Genomic DNA, 24238 nt, shown 5'->3' on the forward strand with positions numbered 1-24238 from the left:
GGTTCCCACCCATGTCGTTATTCAGGCTTGAACAGCTCGTCCGGACGGACGAAGTGGAGCACGCAGGCGGAAAAACCTGACTCAGGAGTTAATTTTAGCGACAAGTCGCACCCGAGGAAAAGTCCCGTCTACCGCTGGAAGGCCCCATGGACACTCGACTTTGGTCGCCTGCCAGGCCGGCTCCAACCTTTTCGTGCGCTTCTCTGAATCTTCGATTTCGGCAATGGCAACAGCCAAGAGGTAACCACATGTTACTCTCCGCCCTCCTCTCGAAACGCCCGACCCCAGCATGTCCAGCCAACCCAGCTCCCTGCTCCGCCATCGTCCCTTCCTCGCCTTCTGGCTGGCCCGCGTCTGCACCGCCAGCGGCTTCCAGATGCTCACCGTGGCCATCGGCTGGCACATCTACGAACTGACCGGCAATGTCCTCGACCTGGGCCTGGTAGGCCTGGTCGAATTCCTCCCGCGGGTACTGTTCATGCTCCACACCGGGCATGTTGCCGACCGCTACGACCGACGCAGGATCGCCGCCCTCTGCCAGGCCGGCCAGGCCCTGGTGGCGGTGGCACTGGTGCTCGGCGCGGCTTCGGGAGAGATCACCCGCAACATGATCTTCGTCCTCGCCTTCGCCCTCGGTACCGCCCGCGCCTTCGAAATGCCGACCACCCAGGCGCTGCTGCCGAACCTGGTACCGGCCGGGCTGTTCCCGCGCGCGGTGGCCGCTTCGGCTTCGGCGATGCAGGCGGCGACCATTGCCGCCCCGGCCCTCGGCGGCCTGCTCTATGCGTTCGGTGCCTCCTGGGTCTACGTGCCGACCGCGACTCTCTACGTCCTCGCCTGCGTCCTGACGCTCAGCCTGCCGGTACGCAACCAGCCGCTCACCCAGGGCAAGGCCACCCTCGACTCGCTGCTCGCCGGCATCCGTTTCATCCGCAGCCGACCGGACATCTTCGGCGCAATCTCCCTCGACCTGTTCGCCGTGCTCCTCGGCGGCGCCACCGCCCTGCTCCCGGTGTTCGCCAAGGACATCCTGCTCACCGGGCCCTGGGGCCTCGGCCTGCTGCGCTCGGCTCCAGCGGTGGGCGCCCTGGCGATGTCGTTCTGGCTGGCGCACTTCAGCATCGAACGCAACGTCGGGCGGATCATGTTCCTCTCCGTGGGCATCTTCGGCCTGGCAACCATCGCCTTCGGCCTGTCGAAATCGTTCTGGCTGTCCCTCGGCGTGCTGGTGGTACTCGGCGCCGCGGACATGGTCAGCATGGTCATCCGCGGCGCCTTCGTGCAGCTCGAGACCCCCGACGAGATGCGCGGCCGGGTCAGCGCGGTGAACGGCCTGTTCATCGGCGCCTCGAACCAGCTCGGCGAGTTCGAGTCCGGGCTCACCGCACACTGGTTCGGCACGGTACCGGCAGTGGTCCTCGGCGGGATCGGCACCCTGGTGGTCACCGGAGCATGGATGAAGCTGTTCCCTAGCCTGGCGCAACGCGACCGCCTGCACTGAGGCCAATGCCGTCGCGCGTCGCTGCCCCGACAGCGGCGTATCGGCGATAACGCCTGGGGCGTTATCCGTCCTCCCCATGGAACACCGCACCTTCTCGGCAATAAGAAAGCCCGGCATCGAGCCGGGCTTTTCTCGCACCTTGCGGCGTGATCCGCGGTGTCAGGCGGGGCGCCGCATCTCCCGATGCAGGCGGTCGACGGTGCGCTCGCTACCGTTGTCGGCCAGGCGCAGATCGACGCGCCCCATGTCCTTGTGCAGACGGTCGACGGTCTGTTCGCTGCCGTTCTCGGCCAGGCGCGCCTCGCGGCTGGTCATGTCGCGGTGCAAGCGATCGATGGTCTGCTCGCTGCCGCTTTCGGCGACCCGGCGTTCTTCCTGGACGCGCGGCGCCTGGGTCTTGCGCAGGCGCTCGAGGGTACGGTCGGAACCGTCGGAGGCGATCAGTTGTTGGGCACCGCGCAGGGCGATGGATTCGACCCGCGGTGCGGCGAAGGCGGCATTGGCGGTCAGGGTAGCAAGGGCGATGGCGAGGATCAGCGGGCGTTTCATGGCAGTGGCTCCAGGTATTCGTTACGTGGGGCCATTCTCTGTTCGGGAAACTCGATTGGAAAACGAAGCGCGCCAATAGTATTCATCGACGTTTGAAATAGTGCGAATAACCGCTCTAGCACAGCAGTTACAGCAAGAATACGCCTCTCCGACCGACCTCGACACGGATTGACGGCATCGATATGAAGAATCGAAGAAATCGAAAGTTTGAGAAAAACACTCGGAATTGAGCACGGACCTCCCTCTCCGCAGAACCGGAGAGGGGCTCCGTCAGCAGCCTCCGGAACGGAGGCCGGCAGGGTTCAGAAGCGCGCCACCACGTTGAACAGGACCCGCGTCTCGCGCTTCCCATCGCGCTGGTCGGCTGGCTCGCCGATGACCTGGCGGGCAATCTCCGGGTTGAACGACAACTGGTCGGTGAGGTTGAAGCGCACCCCGGCACCGATCGAGCCGAGCTTCTGCTGCTCGTCATCGTCCACGTCGAGGTTGTAGGTCTTGCCCCAGTCGTAGAAAGCGTAGGCCTGGTAGCTGCGCAGCCAGCTATAGCCCACCGCCTGGCCATAGCGCGGTTCGAGCTTCAGGGCGAAGCCACGGTCACCGGTGATGTTGCCCGGGGCGAAGCCGCGACCGATCCCGCTGCCGCCAACGCCGAAGCGCTCGCTCGGCAGCAACGGGTCGAAGCTGTACTGCCATTGCAACTCGCCATACACCGACCAGGGTCCGCCGAGCCCTTGCAGACGCCCGATGTTGCCGTTGAGATAGACGAAACGTCCGTCGGCCACTTCGCGGGAACGACGTTCATCGTCCTTCTTGGTCGCGCCCCACATGTCCAGGCCGATGTTGTTGCGCACCTCCGCCAGGTTGATGCCCATCCAACGGTCGACCCAGTCATAGGTCAGGCGTTGCTGGAACACCCGCACATGGTCACGACCGGGGTTCGAGGCGTCGCTGGCGAAGTCGCGCAGGCGGGTCTCGGTATCCTTCCACTGCAACGCCAGGCCGCCGCTAAGGTTCTGCGAGCGCGAGCGGATGAAGGGATGGTTGTAGGAAATGCTGCCTTCGGTGCTCTTGCTGACGCTGTCGAAGGGGAATACCGAGTCCGGGATGTCCGGGTTGACCTTCGAATAGGAACCCATGATCTGCAGGGTATCGCCGGCGAACATGCCGCCCAGCGGCAACGTGCCGCGCAACTGGATGTAGCGGGTGGCATCGCTGAACGGCGAGATCGCACCGAGCACGTCGATCTGCTCGTAGAAGCCCAGGCGGGAGAACTCGGTGGCGCCGAAGGCCAGGGTGGTCGGGTCGGTGTAGTGCGAACCGCGGTTGTCGAGGCTGACGAAGCCTTCGTATCGCTGCTGCTGCAAGGCCACGTCGAGGTTCGACGAGCCCAGCGCCTGACCCGGGCTGAGCACGCTCTGCACGTTGACCCCCGGCAGGTCGCCGACCAGCAGCAGGCCGCGCTCCAGGGTATCGGCATCCAGCGGACGTTTTTCGGTCAGCGGTGCGAGCAGTTCCTCCACCCGCACCCGCGGCCCATCGACGGTTCCCTTGATCTGCACGTGTTCGAGGTAACCCTCGATCACCTGCAGGCGTACCTTGCCGCCCTCGATGCTCTGCTCCGGCACCACTACCTGGGTCAACAGGTAGCCGTCCTGGCGGTACTTGGCGGTGAGGCGGTTGGCCAGGTCGACCAGTTCGGCCAGGGACACCTGCTTGCCGAGCATATGCTGGTAATAGGACTCGAGCACCGCCTTGTCATAGCGGGTGTTGCCTTCGATGCGTATCTCGCGCAGTTCGAAGCGGATCTGTTCGCTGCCTTGCGGCGCGACCTGCTTGGGCACCACCAGCGGCGCCTCGGGCTTGGCCTGCGGCTCGCTGCGGGGCTTGAAGCGTTCATCGAGCTGGGATGGCTGTACAGTCCCTGGCAACTCCACGGCGGCGGCGGAAGCTGCCAGCATCCCGCAGCCACAGAGCGTCACCCAGCGAAGCGTCCATTGCGAAGGTTTCATCATTCACCTCGGGCAGATGACGCACTACCGCCCGGAGACGATAGTGCGCATTGCGAAAAGGGTTAGAAATTCAGAGGCTTGTTGAAGCAGCTCCAGTAGTCGGCCAGGTAGCTCTGGTTCGAGCAACCCGCCCCACTCTCGGCCTCTGCCCTGAGCGGACGATCGGTGAACTGCCCCACCCGCTTGGCGCTGGCGTCCTCCGCCGGACCCGCGGCGGTAGCCGGCAGCAGGTTAGGATCGCTGACGTCCATGCCCAGAGCGTAGGCGCGCAGGAACGGGTTTTCGAGGAACGGGTTTTCCAGCGTGGTGGTGCGGTAGACCGCATCCCCGGGGGTATCCGGATCGCGCCCCTTCTGCAGTTCGCGCAAGTCGGAGAGCGCTGCCAGTTGCCCCAGGTCGCCCGGCGTGACCGGCAGCGGCAGGATGCTCAGCAGGTTGCCCTGGTAGTTGAGCTGGTAGTTGCCGCTGGTGAGGGCAAGCCCACCCTGGAGGATGTCGTACTGGCCTACGGCTTCGCCGCCCACCCGACCGAGCCCGCCGGCGAGCACCTGACCGGCGCTATCGCCATTCTTCAGGCCGGAAACCTGATAGGTCAGCGCCGGGTCGGCGGTGCCGACCTGCTTGCTCTTGGCATCGGCGAATACGTTGAGCAGCGCCTTGGTGATGGTCAGGTCATTACCCTGGTAGGCCAGGTCATAGTTGCCACTGGTCAGCACCAGGCCGCCCTGGTTGATGCCATACACACCCACGTTCTCGCCTGCGTCGCGGTTCAGCCCGCCGGTCAGGATCGAGCCGGCGCTGTCACCGTTCTTCAGGCCGCTGACCTGGTAGGTCAGGCTCGGGTCGGCGTCGCCATAGACCTTGGTCTTGCCGTCGGCGATCACATTGAGCAGTGCCTTGGTGATGGTCAGGTTGTTGCCCTGGTAAGCCAGGTCATAGTTACCGCTGACCAGACCCAGGCCACCCTGCTGAATCGCATAGTTGCCTACGTTTTCGCCGGAGACACGAACCAGGCCGCCGCCATTGAGCACCGAGCCAGCGGTATCGCCGTTCTTCAGCCCGGAAACCTGGTAGGTCAGTGCCGGATCGGCATCGCCATAGACCTTGGTCTTGGCGTCGGCGATCACATTGAGCAGTGCCTTGGTGATGGTCAGGTTATTGCCCTGGTAGCTCAGGTCGTAGTTGCCGCTGTTCAATGCCAGGTCGCCCTGATTGATGCCATACACACCCACGTTCTCGCCTGCGGCGCGGTTCAGCCCGCCGGTCAGGATCGAACCGGCGCTGTCACCGTTCTTCAGGCCGCTGACCTGGTAGGTCAGGCTCGGATCGGCGTCGCCATAGACCTTGGTCTTGGCATCGGCGATCACATTGAGCAGCGCCTTGGTGATGGTCAGGTTATTGCCCTGGTAGCTCAGGTCGTAGTTCGCGCTGACCAGGCCCAGTCCACCCTGGTTGATGCCGTACACGCCGACATTCTCGCCAGCCACGCGGCTCAGGCTGCCGCCGTTGAGCACGGCACCGGCGGTGTCGCCGTTCTTCAGGCCGCTGACCTGGTAAGTCAGGCTCGGGTCGGCATCGCCATAGACCTTGGTCTTGGCATCGGCGATCACATTCAGCAGAGCCTTGGTGATGGTCAGGTTATTGCCCTGGTAGTTCAGGTCGTAGTTCGCGCTGACCAGGCCCAGGCCGCCCTGGTTGATGCCATACACGCCGACATTCTCGCCAGCCACGCGGCTCAGGCTGCCACCGTTGAGCACCGCGCCAGCGGTATCACCGTTCTTCAGGCCGCTGACCTGATAGGTCAGGCTCGGGTCAGCGTCGCCATAGACCTTGGTCTTGGCATCGGCGATCACATTGAGCAGTGCCTTGGTGATGGTCAGGTTATTGCCCTGGTAGCTCAGGTCGTAGTTACCGCTGTTCAATGCCAGGTCGCCCTGGTTGATGCCGTACACGCCGACATTCTCGCCAGCCACGCGGCTCAGGCTGCCGCCGTTGAGCACGGCACCGGCGGTGTCGCCGTTCTTCAGGCCGCTGACCTGATAGGTCAGGCTCGGGTCAGCGTCGCCATAGACCTTGGTCTTGGCATCGGCGATCACATTGAGCAGTGCCTTGGTGATGGTCAGGTTATTGCCCTGGTAGCTCAGGTCGTAGTTACCGCTGTTCAATGCCAGGTCGCCCTGGTTGATGCCGTACACGCCGACATTCTCGCCAGCCACGCGGCTCAGGCTGCCGCCGTTGAGCACGGCACCGGCGGTGTCGCCGTTCTTCAGGCCGCTGACCTGATAGGTCAGGCTCGGGTCAGCGTCGCCATAGACCTTGGTCTTGGCATCGGCGATCACATTGAGCAGTGCCTTGGTGATGGTCAGGTTATTGCCCTGGTAGCTCAGGTCGTAGTTACCGCTGTTCAATGCCAGGTCGCCCTGGTTGATGCCGTACACGCCGACATTCTCGCCAGCCACGCGGCTCAGGCTGCCGCCGTTGAGCACGGCACCGGCGGTGTCGCCGTTCTTCAGGCCGCTGACCTGATAGGTCAGGCTCGGGTCAGCGTCGCCATAGACCTTGGTCTTGGCATCGGCGATCACATTGAGCAGTGCCTTGGTGATGGTCAGGTTATTGCCCTGGTAGCTCAGGTCGTAGTTACCGCTGTTCAATGCCAGGTCGCCCTGGTTGATGCCATACACACCCACGTTCTCGCCTGCGACGCGGTTCAGCCCACCGGTCAGGATCGAACCAGCGCTGTCACCGTTCTTCAGGCCGCTGACCTGGTAGGTCAGGCTCGGGTCGGCGTCGCCATAGACCTTGGTCTTGCCGTCGGCGATCACATTCAGCAGCGCCTTGGTAATGGTCAGGTTATTGCCCTGGTAGCTCAGATCGTAGTTGCCGCTGTTCAATGCCAGGCCGCCCTGGTTGATGCCGTACACGCCGACATTCTCGCCAGCCACGCGGCTCAGGCTGCCGCCGTTGAGCACGGCACCGGCGGTATCGCCGTTCTTCAGCCCGGACACCTGGTAGGTCAGTGCCGGATCGGCATCGCCATAGACCTTGGTCTTGGCATCGGCGATCACGTTCAGCAGTGCCTTGGTGATGGTCAGGTTATTGCCCTGGTAGCTCAGGTCGTAGTTCGCGCTGACCAGACCCAGGCCGCCCTGGTTGATGCCATACACACCCACGTTCTCGCCAGCCACGCGACTCAGGCTGCCGCCGTTAAGCACCGCGCCAGCGGTATCGCCGTTCTTCAGGCCACTGACTTGGTAGGTCAGGCTCGGATCGGCATCGCCATAGACCTTGGTCTTGGCATCGGCGATCACATTCAGCAGTGCCTTGGTGATGGTCAGGTTATTGCCCTGGTAGTTCAGGGTGTAATTGCTGCTGACCAGGCCCAGTCCACCCTGGTTGATGCCGTACACGCCGACGTTCTCGCCAGCCACGCGGTTCAGGCTGCCGCCGTTGAGGACCGCACCGGCGGTATCGCCGCGCTTGAGACCGGAGACCTGGTAGGTCAGCGCCGGATCGAGGTCGCCGTAGACCTTGTTCTTGGCATCGGCGATCACGTTCAGTTGCGCCGGAGTGATGCGCAGGTCGTTGCCGACGTAGCTGAGGGTGTAATTGGCCGTGTTGAGGCCCAGCCCGCCCTGAAGTATCCCGTAGTTGCCGACGTTCTCCCCGGCCACCCGGCCGAGGTTGCCGCTCAGCACGCCAGCGGCGGTATCGCTGTTCTTCAGGCCACTGACCTGGTAGGTAAGGGTCGGATCGGCGTCGCCATAGACCTTGGTCTTGGCGTCGGCGCTGACGATCAATTGCGCCGGCGTGACGGTCAGCTTGCCGTCCTGGCGCACCAGTTGGTAACGCTGGCTGAAATACTCGCTGCCATTGGCGTTACCGGTGATCGCGTACTGCCCGACGTTCGACGCCTGGGTCGCCGTGGTGCTGGCGGTCGCCTGGTAGAGGTCGTTGAACTGGCTGTTGACGTAGGCGTCGATGGCGTTGATGCCGGACATCGTGGCCGTCAGAGTCGGATTCACATCACCGTAGACGCGGGTAGCGTCATTGGCGGTCAGGGTGGCGGTCTGCTGGCGGGAAAGGATGTCGCCGGCAGTGGTGGTGGTCTTGAACATCTCCACCTGGGCGCGCTCGGCGAAGCTGTTGAACGCTCCCTCGCGCATGAACAGGTCCAGGCGGGTATCGACGCGGCTGGTCTTGCCGCCGAGGCCGAAGATCAGTTCCTCGGTCAGGCCGGTGCCGACGTCGTACTGCAGCTCGTCGGTCACGCCGATCACGCCGCCGAAGCCCTTGACGCCCCAACTGGTGCCCCAGTTTCCGGTCCAGGTGGTGACGCTGCCGTTGCCGGCGGCGACGGTGAACCCGCTGGGCGCACCGCCGTTCGGGGTGGCGGTGACGTTGCTGCCGTTGACCTGGTAGCGCAGGTTGGTCACCAGGTAGTCCGACGAGTCGTTGGTCGGGAAACTGGCGGAACCGCTGACCCGCCGATAGGGCAGCGCGGTGAACACCAGGCGGTCGAACTCGCTGTTGCCGTCGGCGGTCAGCGTGTAGTTACCGGTGGTGCCGACGCTGTTGGCCTCGAGAATCCGCGTGCCGACGCTGGAGACGATGTTCTGCACGGTGCCGGTCATGCTCTGGTTGATGAACGGATCGAACACCGTGCCGCTCGTGGTCACGCCGGTGGCGTTGCTCTGGCGGTACTTGAGCGTACCGTTGAAGGTCTGCAGCGCCAGGTTGCCGGCGTAGTTGTCCCAGGAAGTCAGGTCGATGCTACCGGCACGGCCGGCGAGGTTGGCGGCGATCAGCGCGGTACCGGCCTGCTGGCTGATCTTGCCGGCGGTGCTGGTCTGCATCCACAGGGTGCCGCTACCCAGGTCGACGATGCCGCTGGTCTGCGGCGTGCCGCCGCTGAGGAAGTTGATGTTGCCGCCGGCGCGGATTGCCAGGCTGCCGTTGCGGAACAGGATCGGCGCAGAGATATCCACCGCACCGGCAGGTCCGGTGGCGATCAGTTCCAGGCCGCGACTGGCGCCGCCCAGGTTGCTGGTGATCAGCGGCGCTTCCACCGACAGCCGGTCGCTGGCGCTGAGGGTCACCTTGCCGCCTGCCAGCGCCCCGGTGACCACCGAGGCATTCACCGTCGCATCGCCGCTGGCGCCGTTGGCGCCCCCCACCGAACCTGAGGTGCCGCCGGAGGCGACGATGCGCAGGGTGGTCGGGTCGAGCAGCCAGGTGCCACCGTTGCCGTAGGGTGCGGCGACGCTGACGTAGGCGCTGTCGGCGATGCTCAGGTTGACCTTGCCGGAGGTCTCCACCAGGCCGCCGTTGCCGCCCTGGGCGCCGCCGCGCGCGAGGATCCGCCCGTCCATGCGGGTATTGCCGTCGGACCAGACCACCGCCAGGCCGCCATTGCCCTTGCCGGTAGCCGAGACGTCGATGCTGGCGCCCTTGGCCAGCGTAGCGTTCTTCGCTCGTGGCAGCTCGCCGCGGCCCTGGAAGTCGCCGCCGATGCGCACGCTGCCGCCCTGTGCGGCGCCGCGGGCGTCGATGCTGGCGGTGCTCGCCAGGGCCACCTGCTGCCCGCTGACCAGCACGTCGCCGCCGTTCTTCGGACCGCTGACGTCGATCTTGCCGGCGATCTGGATGTCCCCGGACTTGCTTACCAGCGCCACGCTGCCCTCGCGCACCTCGGTGCCGCGGGCAAGGATCACGCCGGACAGGTTGACCGCGTTGTCGACCACCCGGGAAGCCTGCTCGGCGGTGATCAGCACGCTACCGCCGTCGGCCTGGATCGCGCCGCCGTTGCTGACCAGCGCCTGGGCATCCTGCGGCTTGCGGGTAACCGGGTCGGTCACGGCGATCGACACCAGGCCATCGCCGTAGAGGTCGATGGTCGCGGCATTGCCGGCGGCCATCGCCACGGTGCCGAGGCGGGCGTTGATCACGCCGTTGTTGGCCACGGACGGCGCGACGAAGGCCGCCAGGCCTTTCTCCGCGACGCTGATGCTGCCGTCGTTGACGATCCGCGCGTCGGGGTTTCCGGGCTGGTCGAAGATCAGCTTGCCCTGGCGGAAGTGTTCGTCGCTGATGTTCGCCGTGGTGGTGATCAGGGAGCCCACGTCGACCTTGGCCGAGCCGCTGAAGACCACGCCGTTGGAGTTGTAGATGATCACCTGGCCGGGCGCGGAGATGCGCCCGGCGATCACGCTTTCCTGGCCTGCGGTGACCCGGTTCAGGGTCGACGAGGTCACACCGGGCTGGTTGAAGCGCACCGCCTCGTCGGCGGAGACGTCGAAGCCCTTCCAGTTGATGATCGCGCGCTGGGTGCTCTGGTCGATCAGCGTGGTCTTGCCCTGCTGGCTGATCTTGATCTCGTTGGGGTTGAACTGGGCACCGGTAGGTGCCGCCATGGCCGCGTTGATGCTGGCGATGGCGAACATGAGGGTGCTGCTGGCGGCAAGGACGAAACGCCCTTCCCTACCAGCTTTCGAAGAGGTGCGCTTGCCGCGCTGGCTATCCGGACGGACCATGAAAATCTCCCTATCTGCGTGGCGCACGTCAGTTTTCCAGCACTGCATTTCGTCAGTTAAATGACGAAAATCTGAGAAGCAATTCACATTGCGCCTTGTGTGCCAAAAAAATGCCTTTCAGATCAAAAATTGTCCACTTGAAAGGGCGACCGTTCGTCGGAGTGACTCAAAAATGACACTACCGAGGTTAAATATGTAATACCGTCAAAAAACCGACAATACTTTCGGGATAATCACTGTCAAGAAAACTGGAAGACCTCCCTGGCACGCGGGTTTGCTAGGCTAGGCAGCCCCCGTCCGCTGCCGCCAAGGAACCTTCCATGAGCCATGCCCTGCGCGCCGTTTTCCTCGACCATGCCTCCCTCGACCTCGGCGACCTGGACATGCGCCCCCTGCGCGCCGCCTTCGACGAGCTGCAACTGCATGCCGCCAGCCAACCGCAGGAAGTCGCCGCGCGGCTGCACGGTGCGCGGGTCGCGATCAGCAACAAGGCGCCGATCGACGCGCAATGCATCGCCGCCTGCCCAGAGCTGGAACTGATCCTGGTCAGCGCTACCGGCACCAACAACATCGATCTCGCTGCCGCTCGCGAGCGCGGTATCGTCGTCGCCAACTGCCATGGCTACGGCACGCCCTCGGTAGCCCAGCACACCCTCGCGCTGCTACTGGCCCTGGCTACGCGCCTGCCGGACTACCAGCAGGCGGTACGCAGCGGCCGCTGGCAGCAATCCAGCCAGTTCTGCCTGCTGGACTTCCCCATCGTCGAACTGGAAGGCAAGACCCTCGGCCTGCTCGGCCATGGCGAACTGGGCGGGGCGGTGGCGCGGCTGGCGGAGGCGTTCGGCATGCGCGTGCTGTTCGGTCAGTTGCCAGGACGGCCCGCCCGGGCGGACCGCCTGCCGCTTGGCGAACTCCTGCCACGGGTCGACGCCCTGACCCTGCACTGCCCGCTGACCGAGGACACCCGCGGGATGCTCGGCGCCGCCGAACTGGCGCTGATGAAGCCTGGCGCCTTCCTGGTCAATACCGCCCGTGGCGGCCTGGTCGACGAACAGGCGCTGGCCGACGCCCTGCGCGGCGGCCACCTGGGCGGCGCGGCCACCGACGTGCTCAGCGTCGAGCCGCCGAGAAACGGCAATCCGCTGCTGGCCCCCGACATCCCGCGCCTGATCGTCACCCCCCATAACGCCTGGGGCAGTCGCGAGGCGCGGCAGCGCATCGTCGGCCAACTGGCGGAAAACGCAGAGGCATGGAAGGCCGGGCGCGCCCTGCGGGTAGTCAACGCCGGCTGATACGTCGCTGCGGGCACCGCGCACGGATGAACGGCGATCCTCGCCGACAATCCATGCGGGTATGCCAGGCCCAAGCCTGTTAAGATTTCCCATTTTTTCCGGAGCCCGCATGGACCCTCGCAGTGAAGTGCTGCTGCGCCAGCGCCACCTCTTCGCGACCCCGCTGCTGCTGGCCGGCCTGCCCGCCGACGACCTGCTCGCCGAGCTACCGCAGGCCCAGGGCTGGAGCTGGCACGCCGGCGAGCAGGCGCAGCTGGACGCCCGCTTCCCCGACCGTAGCCGTTTCGACACGCGCGCGCCGACCGGCGCCTGGACTTCGGCCGTTCTGTTCCTGCCCAAGTCCCGCGAACTGACCGACTACCTGCTGGCCAGCCTGGCCGCCCGCCTGCCCGGCGGCGAACTCTTCCTGGTCGGCGAAAAGCGCGGCGGGATCGAGCGCGCGAGCAAGCAGTTGGCCGCCTACGGCAAGCCCCGCAAACTGGATAGCGCGCGGCATTGCCAGCTCTGGCAGGTGCGTATCGAACAGGCGCCGGCCGAGCCCGACCTGCACGCCCTGGCCCAGCGCTACAGCCTGCCGCTGGCCGATGGCGAGCTGCAGGTGGTGAGCCTGCCGGGGGTGTTCAGCCATGGCCGCCTGGATCGCGGCAGCGCGCTGCTGCTGGGGCAACTGCAAGCCCTGCCCGGCGGCCATCTGCTGGACTTCGGCTGCGGTGCCGGCGTACTCGGGGCGGCTCTCAAGCGTCGCTACCCCGCCAGTCGCCTGACTCTGCTCGACGTCGACGCCTTCGCTGTCGAGAGCAGCCGACTGACCCTCGCCGCCAACGGCCTGGACGGCGAAGTGATCGCCGCCGACGGCATCGACGGCGCGCCGCGCGAACTCGCCGCGATCGTCAGCAATCCGCCCTTCCACCAGGGCGTGCACACCGACTACCAGGCCTCCGAGCGCCTGCTGCAACGCGCCGCCGAGCACCTGGCGCCGGGCGGCGAACTGCGCCTGGTCGCCAACAGCTTCCTGAAGTACCCGCCGTTGATCGAACGCCACCTCGGCCCCTGCCGGACACTCGCCGAAGGCGACGGTTTCCGCATCTACTCCGCCCGTCGCTCCTGATTTCTGCCTGGAACCCTGTGAATGAAGCTTTTCCTCTCCCTGCCCGCACGCCCGCAGCCAGCCCCTTCCGTGACCATCCGCCGGGAGGCCGCCGATGACTGACCTGAACGCCAGCCAGGGCCAGCAACTGCGGCGGGTGCTCAAGCCGCGCCACCTGAACATGATCGCCATCGGCGGCTCCATCGGCACCGGGCTGTTCGTCGCCTCCGGGGCCACCGTGGCCACCGCCGGGCCCGGCGGTGCGCTGCTTTCCTACGCCCTGATCGGGCTGATGGTGTACTTCCTCATGACCAGTCTCGGCGAGATGGCCGCCTACATGCCCGTTTCCGGCTCGTTCTGCACCTATGGCAGCCGGTTCGTCGAAGATGGCTTCGGTTTCGCCCTCGGCTGGAACTACTGGTACAACTGGGCGGTGACCATTGCCGCGGAACTGGTGGCGGCGCAACTGGTGATGAGTTTCTGGTTCCCCGAGGTGCCGGGCATCTACTGGAGCGCGATCTTCCTGGGCATCATGTTCGGCCTCAACGTTATTTCCGCGCGCGGCTTCGGCGAGAGCGAATTCTGGTTCGCCCTGATCAAGGTAGTCACGGTGGTGATCTTCATCGGCGTCGGCCTGGCGACCATCTTCGGCATCATGCATGGCGTGGAGTCGCCCGGCTTCAGCAACTTCACCATGGGCGACGCGCCCTTCGTCGGCGGCTTCCAGGCGATGGTCGGGGTGGCGATGATCGCCGGCTTCTCGTTCCAGGGCACCGAGTTGATCGGCATCGCCGCCGGTGAATCGGAAAATCCGCGGAAGAACATCCCGATCGCCATTCGCCAGGTGTTCTGGCGCATCCTGATGTTCTACATCCTGGCGATCTTCGTGATCGGCATGCTGATTCCCTACACCGACCCGAACCTGCTGAAGAACGATGCCAGCGACATCAGCGTGTCGCCCTTCACCCTGCTCTTCGAGCGCGCCGGCTTCGCCGCGGCGGCCGGGGTGATGAACGCGGTGATCCTCTCGGCGATCCTCTCCGCCGGCAACTCCGGCATGTACGCCTCGACCCGGATGCTCTACAACCTCGCCCTCGAGGGCAAGGCACCGCGCCTGTTCTCCCGTGTCTCGCGCAGCGGCGTGCCACGCAATGCGCTGTACGCCACTACCCTGGTCGGCGCCCTGTGCTTCCTCACTTCGGCCTTCGGCGACAGCACCGTCTACACATGGCTGCTGAACACCTCGGGCATGTGCGGCTTCATCGCCTGGCTGGGCATCGCCATCTCCCATTATCGCTTCCGCAAGGGCTACCTGGCCCAGGGCGGCCGCCTGGAAGACCTGCCCTACCGGGCCAAGCTGTTCCCCTTCGGCCCGCTGTTCGCCTTCGCCCTGTGCATGGTCATCACCCTCGGGCAGAACTACCAGGCGCTGGTGGGCGAACGCATCGACTGGATCGGCCTCCTCGCCACCTACATCAGCCTGCCGCTGTTCCTGGCGATCTGGCTGGGATACCGCTGGAAGAAGCGCGCGCGCTTCGTTCGCTACCACGAAATGGACGTCAGCCCGACCAATACCTGATTCACCCTGCCGCCCAGCGATTCCTCGCGGATCGCTGCGGATGCCGGCACGTTTCCTTGCGATCAGGCTCCCTCGCCGCCCTCCCGGACGAAAGTTTCCGTCCCGGGCTTGCCCAAGCCGCCCGGCTTGGGCAGAATGCGCCCCGTCCTAGGGGAGTAGTCTCCCGCGAGCGCCGCACCGGCCTCGCCCGGCACGCGTCAACACACTTGGTCCGCAGACCATGGCGCGCGCGACCCAAGCCTGCCCAGACAGGCCAAGGGTTTGACAAGACCTATGACACGCACGATCTGACCCGGGGCGGGCAGATGGCGCGTGTCATGGTGATTGGTCGACCCGCCCCTTAGGAAGCCTGATGGAATCGCTGTTCGTCCCCACCCTGATCGTTGCCCTCGCGGAAATCGGCGACAAGACCCAGTTGCTGGCACTCCTGCTCGCGGCGCGTTTCCGCAAGCCGTGGCCGATCATCGCCGGCATCGTCGCCGCCACCCTGGCCAACCATTTCGCTGCCGGCGCGGTGGGCGCCTGGGTCGCCAGCTTCTTCTCGGAAGCCACCCTCAGCTGGATCCTCGCCGCCTCCTTCATCGCCGTCGCCCTGTGGACGCTGGTACCGGACAAGCTCGACGACGAAGAGTCCGGACTGAAGAAATACGGCCCCTTCCTCACCACCCTGATCGCTTTCTTCCTCGCCGAGATGGGCGACAAGACCCAGGTCGCCACGGTCATGCTGGCCGCCCAGTATCCGCATTTCTGGCTGGTGGTGATCGGCACCACCCTGGGCATGCTGATCGCCAACGTACCGGTGGTACTGATCGGCAACCTGGCCGCCGATAAGCTGCCGCTGACCCTGATCCGCCGCCTGGCCGCGGCCGCCTTCGCCGCACTTGGCCTGTACGCCGCCTGGCACGCCGCGCAATTGACCGGCTGGCTCTGAAGGACTGCGCCGCCGGGCCCGGGATGGCTGGGCGGCCAATGCAAAATGCATAGGAACGGCTACAGTTCAGGCAGGCACCGGATGCCTGCCCCACCACTCGCCCACGAGAGCCGGAGATGCCCTCACACGACCTGAAACGACTCGCCCGCCATCACATCGAGCTGTCCTGGAACAAGGGCCGCATGGCGTTGGTGGAGCAGTTGCACAGCAAGGATTTCCTCTACAAAAGCTCGTTCATCGGCCATCCCCTGGATACCGCCGGCTATATCCGCCTGCTGCAGGACATCCGCACGGCGATGCCGGACCTGGAGGTCGTGGTCGAAGACTGCATCGGCGAGGAACGCAAGGTGTTCACCTGGAGCACGCTGATCGGCACCATCGTCCGGCCGACCCTGGGCTATCCGGCCAGCGACAAGGTGCTGAGCATTTCCGCGATGGGCTTCTGGGTGTTCAACCCGCAGGGCCAGTTGCAGGAGCTGTGCACCATGTTCGACATGGAGAGCTTTCGCGCTCAGCTGGGACTGCAGACCCGGCCCTTTGCGGAAAAAGCGCTGCCCTAGCCAACCGTCCTAGGCGTTGAAATAGCCGTTGTCGCGGAACCAGTCGATGGCGCGCAGCAGGGTGTCGTCGAGGGCGGTGGTGGAGAAGAAGCCGAGTTCCTCGCGGGCCTTGCGTCCATCGAGGAACTGCCCGCCAGCCATCACCTCGATGGCGGTTTCGTCGAGCAGCGGCAACTGGCCGCTGACCCGGTAGCGCAAGCGGCCCAGGGTGGCCAGCGCGCGAGCCATGGCCATCGACATCGGCTGCGGCGCAGGCTGGCCGAGCAGCTCGGCGATGCGCCGGGTCAGGTCGGCCATTTCCAGGTTGTGCCCGGTCAGCAGGTAGCGCTCGCCGATACGCCCGCGCTCAAGGGCCATCAGCAGGCCGCGCCCGGCTTCGGCGGCATCGATGACGTTACGCTGGCCGGCGACGTAGTGGGTCATCTCGCCATTGCCGATGGCGGTGATCACGCGTCCGGTGGTCGGGCCGATGTCCAGTTCGCCGAGTACCATGCCGGGGATCCCGATCACCACCGGCAGGCCGTTGCGCGCCTGCTCCCGGGCCTGCTCGTCGAGCGCCCATTTGCACAGCACGTAGGAACTCTTGCCGCTCGGCAGGCTGTCGTAGAACAACCCCTCGTGCCCCGGTAGTCCCTGGGGATGCCGGGGCATGGCATATGCCGAACCGACGTAGAGGATGCGCGGCACCCTGGCCTGCAGGCAGGCGGCATAGAACGGGTTGGTCTGGCCCAGCGCGCTGGCCACTTCCTCCTGCCAGCGGCGCGGCCGCGAAGGATAGTAGCCGGCGCTGAAGATCACCCCGTCGAGGCCGCGCAGGGCGCGTTCCAGGCCGGCGTGGTCGAGCATCTCGGCGACCCGGCACTCGGGCTCCAGATAGGCGAGACGCTGGATCTGCGAAGAAGGACGGTGGATCAGCACCAGATCGTGACCGGCGGCCCTGATGGCGCGCGCGGCGTGATGTCCCAGCAGGCCGGTGGCTCCGAGTACGGCGTATTTCACATGAGCTCCAGGGCGTGAGAGTGGCTGTTCGTCCACGGGTCCCGCAAGCGGGTCGGCCAGCAGTCTAGGCCGAACGCCGGCGAGATACCAAACAGCAGGTTACGGAAATACACAACAGGCGTTTCCGATGGTAAGCCTGTCGGCGCGCCGGCCGCCCCCCGCGACCGCGCGCCCTGGCCTCACTTGCCGCGCCTGGCCTGCTGGTACAGCGGCATCACCTTGGGAATCGCGGCCTGGAGATTGGCCATCCGCGAACTGTCGGAGGGGTGGGTGCTGGTGAACTCGGGCTGGCTGGCACCGCCGCTGGCCTTGCCCATCTTCTGCCAGAGGGTGATCGCCGCTTCCGGGTTGTAGCCGGCGCGGGCGGCCAGCTCGAGACCGATCAGGTCGGCTTCGTTCTCGTTGGCACGACTGTTGGGCAGGGTCATCAGGTAGTCGACGCCGGTATTGGCCAGTTGCAGGCTTTCCTGGCCGAGGCCGGCCAGGGCGCCGATCTGGCTGGCCACCTGCACGCCGTAGGCCTTGGACATGGCCTCGCGCCCATGCTCGCGCAGGGCGTGAGCGATCTCGTGGCCCATCACCGCGGCGATCTCGTCGTCGGTGAGCTTCAGCTTGTCGATCAGCCCGGTGTAGAAAATGATCTTGCCGCCGGGACCGCAGTTGGCGTTGAGTTCGTCGCTCTTCACCACGTTGACTTCCCAGTTCCAGCTGGTGGCGTCCGGGCGGAAGGCGGCGGTCTGCGGGATCAGCCGCTGGGCGATCGCCTTGACTCGCCGCGCGTCGGCACTGCTGGTATCGAGCACGCCGGCGCTTTTCGCCTCGCCGAGAGTCTTCTGGTACGACTGGGCGTACATCTGGTCGACTTCCTGGCTGGACAACATGCTGAACATGTATTGCTTGCGGTCGACGCCGACGGCGCCGCCGCTGGTGGTGTTCACTGCCTGGCAACCAGCGAGCAGCAGCGCGCCGGCGAGGGTGGCGAATCGGAAGGGATGAGCCATGGTCCTTTGTTCTCCTCTGAAGGCCGAGCGCATGGTAGGCCGCGCCTCGAGCGCCGGCAACAGCCGTTGGCGAGGAAATCTCCATCGGCCGATTAAGGATTTGCCGCCCTCTTGCCGATAACCTCGCCAGAGACAATTCCAACAAGGGTCGGAAGTCCCATCATGAAGCTCAAGTCGATCCAGTTTTCTGTCGCCGCCCTCGCCGGCGCCAGCGTTCTAAGCGTCGTCGTGGTGTTGGTGCTGTATGCCCTGTTCGCCGGCGCGCGAACCCAGGAACTGGTGCAGCAACGCACCCAGGGCCTGTTGGAGAAGGTCATCAACGAGCGCCTGGTGGCCCTGGCCCGCGCCCAGGTCAGCCAGATCCAGCGCGAGCTGGAGTATCCGCTGACGGTGGTCCACGGCCTGGCCAACAGCACCCGCCTGCTCGGCGAGCCGGGCGCCGACGGCATGCCGCAGCTGAACGCCAGCCGCGACGAAATCTCCGCGCTGCTGCGCAGCACCGTACAGAACAACCCCAAGCTGCTCGACACCTTCATGGCCTGGGAAGCCAATGCCTTCGATACCGATGCCGCCTTCGCCGGGCAACCCGGCAAGGGCTACGGCCCGGACGGTCGCTACCTGCCCTGGTGGTATCGCGGCGCCGACGGCAAGCCGATCGTCGAGGCCATGACCGACAGTATCGATAGCGAAAAGCTGCTGCCCACCGGGGTGCGCGAGAACGAATTCTACGCCTGTCCGAAAGAGAACAAGCGTCCCTGCATCATCGACCCGGCTCCCTACGAAATGGGCGGCAAGACCGTGATGATGTCGTCCTTCAACGTGCCGATCATGGTTGGCGACCAGTTCCGCGGCGCAGTCGGCGCCGACCTCTCGCTGGCCTTCATCCAGGACCTGCTCAAGCGCGCCGACCAGCAGCTCTACGATGGCGCCGGGGAAATGGCGCTGATCGCCAGCAACGGCCGCCTGGTGGCCTACACCCGCGACGACAGCAAGCTCGGCGAGCCCGCCGGCAGCGTCCTCGACGGCAACGAAGTGGACAACCTGAAGAACCTCACGATCGACCAGCCGCTCTACGACATCGACGCCGAGCACGGTCACATCGAGCTGTTCCTGCCTTTCACCATCGCCGACAGCGGCGTGCGCTGGACCCTCATGCTGCAGATTCCCCAGGCGGCGGTATTCGGCGAACTGCAGCAACTCCAGGGCGAGCTGAGCGACCAGCGCCAGCAGGATATCCTCGGCATGAGCCTGGCCGGTCTGGTGGTAGCGGCCCTCGGCCTGCTGGTGGTCTGGCTGGTCGGCTACGGCATCGCCCGGCCGCTGCGCCAACTGGTCGGCATGCTCGACGACATCGCCCAGGGCGAAGGCGACCTCACCCGCCGCCTGAGCAGCGAGCGCGCCGACGAGCTGGGCTCCATCGCCAAGGGCTTCAATACCTTCCTTGGCAAGCTGCAGAACATGATCGGCCAGGTGGTGCAATCGGTGCAGAAGGTCAGCGACTCCTCGGAGCACACCGCCGACATCGCCATCCGTACCAACCAGGGCGTGCAGCAGCAACTGGCGGAGATCGAACTGGTGGCCACCGCGGTCCACGAGATGACCGCCACCGCCCAGGACGTGGCGCGCAACGCCACCCACGCCGCCGAGGCAGCCAACCACGCGGACCAGGCCGCGCACCAGGGCAAGCAGATCGTCGAAAGCAGCTCGGCGGCGATCCAGGCCCTGGCCAGCGAGATCGGCCGCGCGGTCGGCGTGGTGCAGAACCTGGCCAAGGACAGCGAAAACATCAACGCGATCCTGGTGGCGATCCGCGGTATCGCCGAGCAGACCAACCTGCTCGCCCTCAACGCCGCCATCGAGGCCGCCCGCGCCGGCGAGCAGGGTCGCGGTTTCGCGGTGGTGGCCGACGAGGTACGCAACCTGGCGCAGAAGACCCAGCAGGCCACCGAAGAAATCCAGAGCATGATCCAGCAGTTGCAGCAGGGCACCCGCGACGTGGTGAAGGTCATGCAGGACAGCCAGGACCGCACCGACGACAGCGTGCGCCATGCGCGCCAGGCGGCCGAGGCGCTGGAGTCGATCACCCAGGCGGTATCGGTGATCAACGACATGAACACCCAGATCGCCAGCGCCGCCGAGGAGCAGAGCGCGGTGGCCGAGGACATCAACCGCAACGTCGCCAACATCGGCCAGGTCGCCAACCAGGTGGCCGGCGGCGCCGACGAGGCCTCGCAGGCCAGCGCCGAGCTGACCCGCCTGGCCGAGCAGCAGCGGCGCCTGGTGAATCAGTTCAGGGTCTAGCGTCAGGCCGGGGTCAGGCACTCCGGCCCGTCGGTTTCAGGCTTGTTGACGAAGCCGGCCAGGGCCACGCTGCGCAGGTTCGGTTGGGGCTTGGCGAGCAGGCTGATCAGCGCCGGCAGCGGCGTGTCCGGAGCCAGCCAGGTATCCTGCTCGGCCTCGTCGAGCAGCAGCGGCCGGCGGAACTCGGCGGCCGCCTGGGATACCTGGGCCACGCTGAGCCAGGTCTGTCCCTGCACCGGATAGGCCTCCCAGATGCCGGCGAAGAACAACAGGCGCTCGCCGGTGGAAACCCAGTACGGACGCTTGCGCACCCCGCGCCATTCATAGAAGCCGTTGGCCGGCAGCAGGCAGCGGCGCTGCTGGAACGCCTCGCGGAACATCGGTTGCTCGGCGAGGGTTTCCGCCCGCGCGTGGCTGGGCGTACGCGACAGGTCGGTGAGCCAGGCCGGGGTCAGCCCCCAGCGCGCCAGGTCGGCGCGGCGCGCACCGGCGTCCTCGCGAACCATCAGCACCTGGTTCGCCGGAGAAATGTTCCAGTGCGCCCGCCAATCCGCCGGAAAGCCCGGCAGGGCCGCCAGCGACGGATTCCAGCGGAACAGGGCGTAACGACCACTCATGCTTGGCACTGCCTGGTGAGGGAAAGCCGCACAGTGTAACCCGAAGCGCCACACTGGCCTTGCCGAACGCAAGCTGAATGAAACCCAATCTTAACTTGACGCGCCTATCCTCCAGGCTTATGGTGCCGCCCGCATTCTGTAACCCACACAGGAGTCCTGCATTGGACAACAGCCCTAGTCGATTGCGACAGGTCCATCCGGCGAGCTAGTCCAGCAGAACCCTCTGCCACTGCCTCGCCGAACATGGCGGACAGTGGCGATCCGCATCCCGTCCGGGATGACGCATCCCCATTTTCCCTTCGTGTCCCTTCCCTCGCGCCATCCGCGCAGCGGGAAGCCGCGGTCCTGCGCAATCCATCGTCCTTTATCCGCGCGGACCGACGGCCCGCGCCAGCTCCGGCCGTCGGCCGGCAACGAGGTGAAACATGGATTGGAAAGTATTTCTCCTGCGCGTCGCGGTCGCGCTGGTCCTGGGCGCCCTGATCGGCGCCGAACGCCAGCTGCGCCAACGCCTCACCGGCCTGCGCACCAATGCGCTGGTCAGCACTGGCGCCTGCCTGTTCGTGCTGATGACCCAGGGCGTGCCCGGCCTGGCCGGCGACGCTTCGCGGATCGCCGCCTACGTGGTCTCCGGGATCGGCTTCCTCGGCGGCGGCGTGATCATGCGCGACGGCCTCAACGTGCGCGGCCTGAACACCGCAGCCACCCTCTGGTGCACCGCCGCCATCGGCGTGCTGTGCAGCATGGGCCTGCTGCTGGAGGCCACGCTCGGCAGCCTGGTGGTGCTCTGCGCCAACATCCTGTTGCGCGACATCGCCCAACGCCTGAACCGCCAGGACGTGTTGCCGGCCAGCGAGGCCGAGCAACGCTACGAAGTGCAGATCGTCTGCCGCGCCGAGGACGAGATCCAGGTACGCAGCCTGATGCTGCACAGCCTCGGCAGCAGCGACCTGCGCCTGCAATCGCTGCACAGCGAGGATCTGGACAACCCGGCCAAGCTGGAAGTCCGCGCCGAACTGCTCGGTACTCCCGAGGCTCCGGCGCAGCTGGAACGCCTGGTCAGCCGGGTCAGCCTGGAGAAGGGCGTCAGCTCGGTGCGCTGGCAGGTCTTCGAACTGGCGGCCGACTGAGCGGCGGCCGCCTCAACACAACAGGCTGCCGGGGCCGCAGGGCTCCGGCGGCTCCTCGGCCAGCGGGGCGGCGGCGTTGTAGGCGAGGATCAGTTCCCGCGCCCGCTCCGTCTGCTCGTCCGCCACCAACAACGCCAGCAGTCCGCCAGGCGGCAGTTCGCCGATGGCGCCGACCAGGTGGCGGCCGCTGACATGGGCGGCGATCCCTTCGCTGGCGAGCATTCCTACCAGCATCTCGGCCTCCAGCAGGTCGGCCGGCTCATATACGCGCTGCATCAGTCATCCTCCCGGCGGACGTTCAGTGACCAGTCCTGCCCATCGGTGCGCAGGTCGAACAGGATCGGCCGGCAGCACACCGGGCAGTCCTCGTAGTACTGCTGGTCGCCGGCGCTCAGGTCGAGCAGCGCCTCGGCCGGTTCCCCGCAGTAAGGGCAGCTATAGGCCTGGCTTTCGAGCATCGCTGCACCCCCTATGAGTTCCGTTTATAATCGCGCGGTTCAATTTTCGGCCACCCCCTTGGGCGGCCTTCGCAGCATCCATATGGAACCAGAAAGCATGATGGGCGAGTTCGAAGCCATCCGACCCTACAGTGACGCCGAAGTCCCCGCGGTATTGCAACGCCTCCTGAGCGACGACGCCTTCCTCGGCGCCCTGGTCCGCTACCGCTTCCCGCGCCTGGCCGGTCCCCTCGGTTGGCTGCTCAAACCTCTTATAGCCCATCGCCTGGCCCGCGAGGTCACCGGCATCCGCAGCGTGGCCACGCTACAGGACAAGTTCGAGCCCTACGTCGACCACACCATCGAGAAGGCCACCGATGGCGTCACCTACTCCGGGGTCAATCGCCTCAAGCCAGGCTGCGCCTACCTGTTCATCGCCAACCACCGCGATATCGTGATGGACCCGGCCTTCGTCAACTACGCCGTGTACCACGCCGGCCTGCCGACCCCGCGCATCGCCATCGGCGACAACCTGCTGCAGAAATCCTTCGTCAGCGACCTGATGCGCCTGAACAAGAGCTTCATCGTGCACCGTTCGCTGAGCGGCCGGCGCGAGAAGCTCGCCGCCTACCAGACGCTCTCCGCTTACATCAACCACTCGATCCGCGAGGACCGCCAGTCGGTGTGGATCGCCCAGGCCGAAGGGCGGGCCAAGGACGGCGACGACCGTACCGACTCGGCGATCCTCAAGATGTTCCACATGAGCCGCAAGGACGAACCCTTCGCCGAAATGGTGCGCGCCCTGCATTTCATCCCGGTGTCGATCAGCTACGAATACGACCCCTGCGACCTGGCCAAGGCCCGCGAGTTGCACACCCGCGCCAGCACCGGCGAATACCGCAAGGCGCCGGGCGAGGACGATGCCAGCATCGCCCTGGGCATCACCGGCTACAAGGGCCGCGTGCACATCAACTTCGGCGCCGAACTGGAGGGCGAGTTCAGCGACGCCAAGCAGTTGGCCGCCGAACTGGACCGGCAGATCCTCGGCAACTACCGTCTGTTCCCGGTGCACTACCTGGCCTACGAGATGAGCGAGAACCGCGACCCGGACCTCGCCGTCCCCACGGCCGAGAGCCTGTTCGGCAGCGAAGAACTGGAGAAGGCGCGCAAGGAATGGAACCGCCGCCTGGAGCAATGCCCGGCCGAGCAGCGCCCCTGGCTGGTGCTGCAATACGCCAACCCGGTACTCAACCAATACCGGATCAAGCAGCAATCCTGAAGACGAAAGCCCGGCGCCGCCGGGCTTCTCCATCGGGCAACGGCTTCGAACCCGCAGACGGTTATCCGCGTGCGGTTCGGCTCGCCGAGGCAGGCCCTCTCAGAACCGCGTGCTGGCCCAGCTGACCAGCAGCGCCAGGCCCAGGCAGGCGGCGCCGAATCGGTAGAAGAACAGGTTGATCCGCAGGATCGCCTCGTCCATCGGCAATGCCTCCTCCCCCGCCTCGCCCTCCGCGGCCCAGCGCGCCAGGGCGCGACGCTCGCGTGCGCGGGTGGCCAGCAGCAGCCAGGCGCCGGCGACACCGAAGAACAGCGCAAGGCCGTTCACGGCCTGCGCGGGATGGGCGAGGAACAGCGCCCACAAGGCTTGCAAGGACATCGATAACCTCCGCAACAGGACAACACGCCGGGGCTACCGAGTAACGCCTTGGGTGAGC

Annotated in this window: 18 protein-coding genes and 1 riboswitch; of the genes, 9 read left to right on the forward strand and 9 right to left on the reverse strand. The window is 65.9% G+C overall.

Features of this window, described 5'->3' with window-relative positions; translation table 11 throughout:
• Positions 1 to 289 precede the first annotated feature (289 nt).
• A complete protein-coding gene (locus M6E97_RS30640; protein ID WP_003094912.1) occupies positions 290 to 1501 on the forward strand; it encodes an MFS transporter in 1212 nt (403 codons plus the stop codon).
• Positions 1502 to 1660: 159 nt separating this feature from the next.
• Here M6E97_RS30640 and M6E97_RS30645 read toward each other — a convergent pair whose 3' ends face one another.
• The 3 genes from M6E97_RS30645 to cdrA form a co-directional block, all read right to left on the reverse strand.
• Positions 1661 to 2050, reverse strand: a complete 390-nt coding sequence (locus M6E97_RS30645) for a hypothetical protein (RefSeq protein WP_003106768.1) — start codon at positions 2048 to 2050, stop codon at positions 1661 to 1663.
• A gap of 302 nt (positions 2051 to 2352) precedes the next feature.
• Positions 2353 to 4059 (reverse strand): two-partner secretion system transporter CdrB, encoded by a 1707-nt coding sequence (cdrB, locus tag M6E97_RS30650; protein WP_003094915.1) that lies wholly within the window; start codon positions 4057 to 4059, stop codon positions 2353 to 2355.
• Between the two features lie 62 nt (positions 4060 to 4121).
• Positions 4122 to 10589, reverse strand: a complete 6468-nt coding sequence (cdrA, locus tag M6E97_RS30655) for a two-partner secretion system adhesin CdrA (RefSeq protein WP_267262493.1) — start codon at positions 10587 to 10589, stop codon at positions 4122 to 4124.
• 320 nt (positions 10590 to 10909) lie between these two features.
• Here cdrA and M6E97_RS30660 point away from each other — a divergent pair, with 320 nt between their 5' ends.
• From M6E97_RS30660 to M6E97_RS30680, 5 genes are all read left to right on the forward strand, one after another.
• On the forward strand, positions 10910 to 11881 hold the full coding sequence (locus tag M6E97_RS30660) for a 2-hydroxyacid dehydrogenase (RefSeq protein ID WP_033938436.1): 972 nt from the start codon (positions 10910 to 10912) through the stop codon (positions 11879 to 11881).
• Between the two features lie 109 nt (positions 11882 to 11990).
• Entirely contained in the window at positions 11991 to 12989 is a 999-nt protein-coding gene (locus M6E97_RS30665; RefSeq protein WP_025297595.1) for a class I SAM-dependent methyltransferase, read from the forward strand.
• A gap of 94 nt (positions 12990 to 13083) precedes the next feature.
• Positions 13084 to 14547, forward strand: a complete 1464-nt coding sequence (locus tag M6E97_RS30670) for an amino acid permease (RefSeq protein WP_003094922.1) — start codon at positions 13084 to 13086, stop codon at positions 14545 to 14547.
• A gap of 138 nt (positions 14548 to 14685) precedes the next feature.
• Positions 14686 to 14809: riboswitch (yybP-ykoY riboswitch) on the forward strand.
• Between the two features lie 90 nt (positions 14810 to 14899).
• The gene (locus tag M6E97_RS30675) at positions 14900 to 15478 is read left to right on the forward strand and encodes a TMEM165/GDT1 family protein (RefSeq protein ID WP_003094926.1); all 579 of its coding nucleotides are present in this window, start codon (positions 14900 to 14902) and stop codon (positions 15476 to 15478) included.
• A 116-nt stretch (positions 15479 to 15594) separates the two neighbouring features.
• Positions 15595 to 16038, forward strand: a complete 444-nt coding sequence (locus M6E97_RS30680; protein WP_003094928.1) for a nuclear transport factor 2 family protein — start codon at positions 15595 to 15597, stop codon at positions 16036 to 16038.
• Between the two features lie 9 nt (positions 16039 to 16047).
• Here the strand turns inward: M6E97_RS30680 and M6E97_RS30685 are convergent, their stop codons facing one another.
• A complete protein-coding gene (locus M6E97_RS30685; RefSeq protein WP_003121034.1) occupies positions 16048 to 17073 on the reverse strand; it encodes an NAD-dependent epimerase/dehydratase family protein in 1026 nt (341 codons plus the stop codon).
• A gap of 143 nt (positions 17074 to 17216) precedes the next feature.
• Positions 17217 to 18038 (reverse strand): M48 family metallopeptidase, encoded by an 822-nt coding sequence (locus M6E97_RS30690; protein WP_003094932.1) that lies wholly within the window; start codon positions 18036 to 18038, stop codon positions 17217 to 17219.
• Positions 18039 to 18200: 162 nt separating this feature from the next.
• On the opposite strand from M6E97_RS30690, the gene M6E97_RS30695 reads away from it, so the two are divergent.
• Positions 18201 to 20339: a methyl-accepting chemotaxis protein gene (locus M6E97_RS30695; protein ID WP_003135079.1), complete on the forward strand. Its 2139-nt coding sequence runs from the start codon at positions 18201 to 18203 to the stop codon at positions 20337 to 20339.
• 2 nt (positions 20340 to 20341) lie between these two features.
• Here the strand turns inward: M6E97_RS30695 and M6E97_RS30700 are convergent, their stop codons facing one another.
• Positions 20342 to 20956: an SOS response-associated peptidase gene (locus tag M6E97_RS30700; protein ID WP_003135081.1), complete on the reverse strand. Its 615-nt coding sequence runs from the start codon at positions 20954 to 20956 to the stop codon at positions 20342 to 20344.
• 425 nt (positions 20957 to 21381) lie between these two features.
• Between M6E97_RS30700 and M6E97_RS30705 the strand changes: the two genes are divergently transcribed.
• Positions 21382 to 22086 (forward strand): MgtC/SapB family protein, encoded by a 705-nt coding sequence (locus M6E97_RS30705; RefSeq protein ID WP_003094941.1) that lies wholly within the window; start codon positions 21382 to 21384, stop codon positions 22084 to 22086.
• A 12-nt stretch (positions 22087 to 22098) separates the two neighbouring features.
• On the opposite strand, the gene M6E97_RS30710 is transcribed toward M6E97_RS30705, so the two are convergent.
• Both M6E97_RS30710 and M6E97_RS30715 read right to left on the reverse strand, forming a co-directional pair.
• Positions 22099 to 22362, reverse strand: coding sequence for a putative signal transducing protein (locus M6E97_RS30710; protein ID WP_003094943.1), 264 nt, complete (start codon positions 22360 to 22362; stop codon positions 22099 to 22101).
• A complete protein-coding gene (locus M6E97_RS30715) occupies positions 22362 to 22544 on the reverse strand; it encodes a CPXCG motif-containing cysteine-rich protein (RefSeq protein WP_003094945.1) in 183 nt (60 codons plus the stop codon). Before M6E97_RS30715 ends, M6E97_RS30710 begins: the two co-directional genes overlap by 1 nt.
• 97 nt (positions 22545 to 22641) lie before the next feature.
• Between M6E97_RS30715 and M6E97_RS30720 the strand changes: the two genes are divergently transcribed.
• Positions 22642 to 23802 carry a 1-acyl-sn-glycerol-3-phosphate acyltransferase gene (locus M6E97_RS30720; protein ID WP_003135083.1) on the forward strand — a complete coding sequence of 387 codons (1161 nt, stop codon included), beginning with the start codon at positions 22642 to 22644 and terminating at the stop codon, positions 23800 to 23802.
• 99 nt (positions 23803 to 23901) lie between these two features.
• Here M6E97_RS30720 and M6E97_RS30725 read toward each other — a convergent pair whose 3' ends face one another.
• On the reverse strand, positions 23902 to 24180 hold the full coding sequence (locus M6E97_RS30725; RefSeq protein ID WP_033938431.1) for a hypothetical protein: 279 nt from the start codon (positions 24178 to 24180) through the stop codon (positions 23902 to 23904).
• Between the last annotated feature and the right edge of the window lie 58 nt (positions 24181 to 24238).

The organism is Pseudomonas sp. B111, from assembly GCF_026428275.1.
GTDB classification, from domain to species: domain Bacteria; phylum Pseudomonadota; class Gammaproteobacteria; order Pseudomonadales; family Pseudomonadaceae; genus Pseudomonas; species Pseudomonas aeruginosa.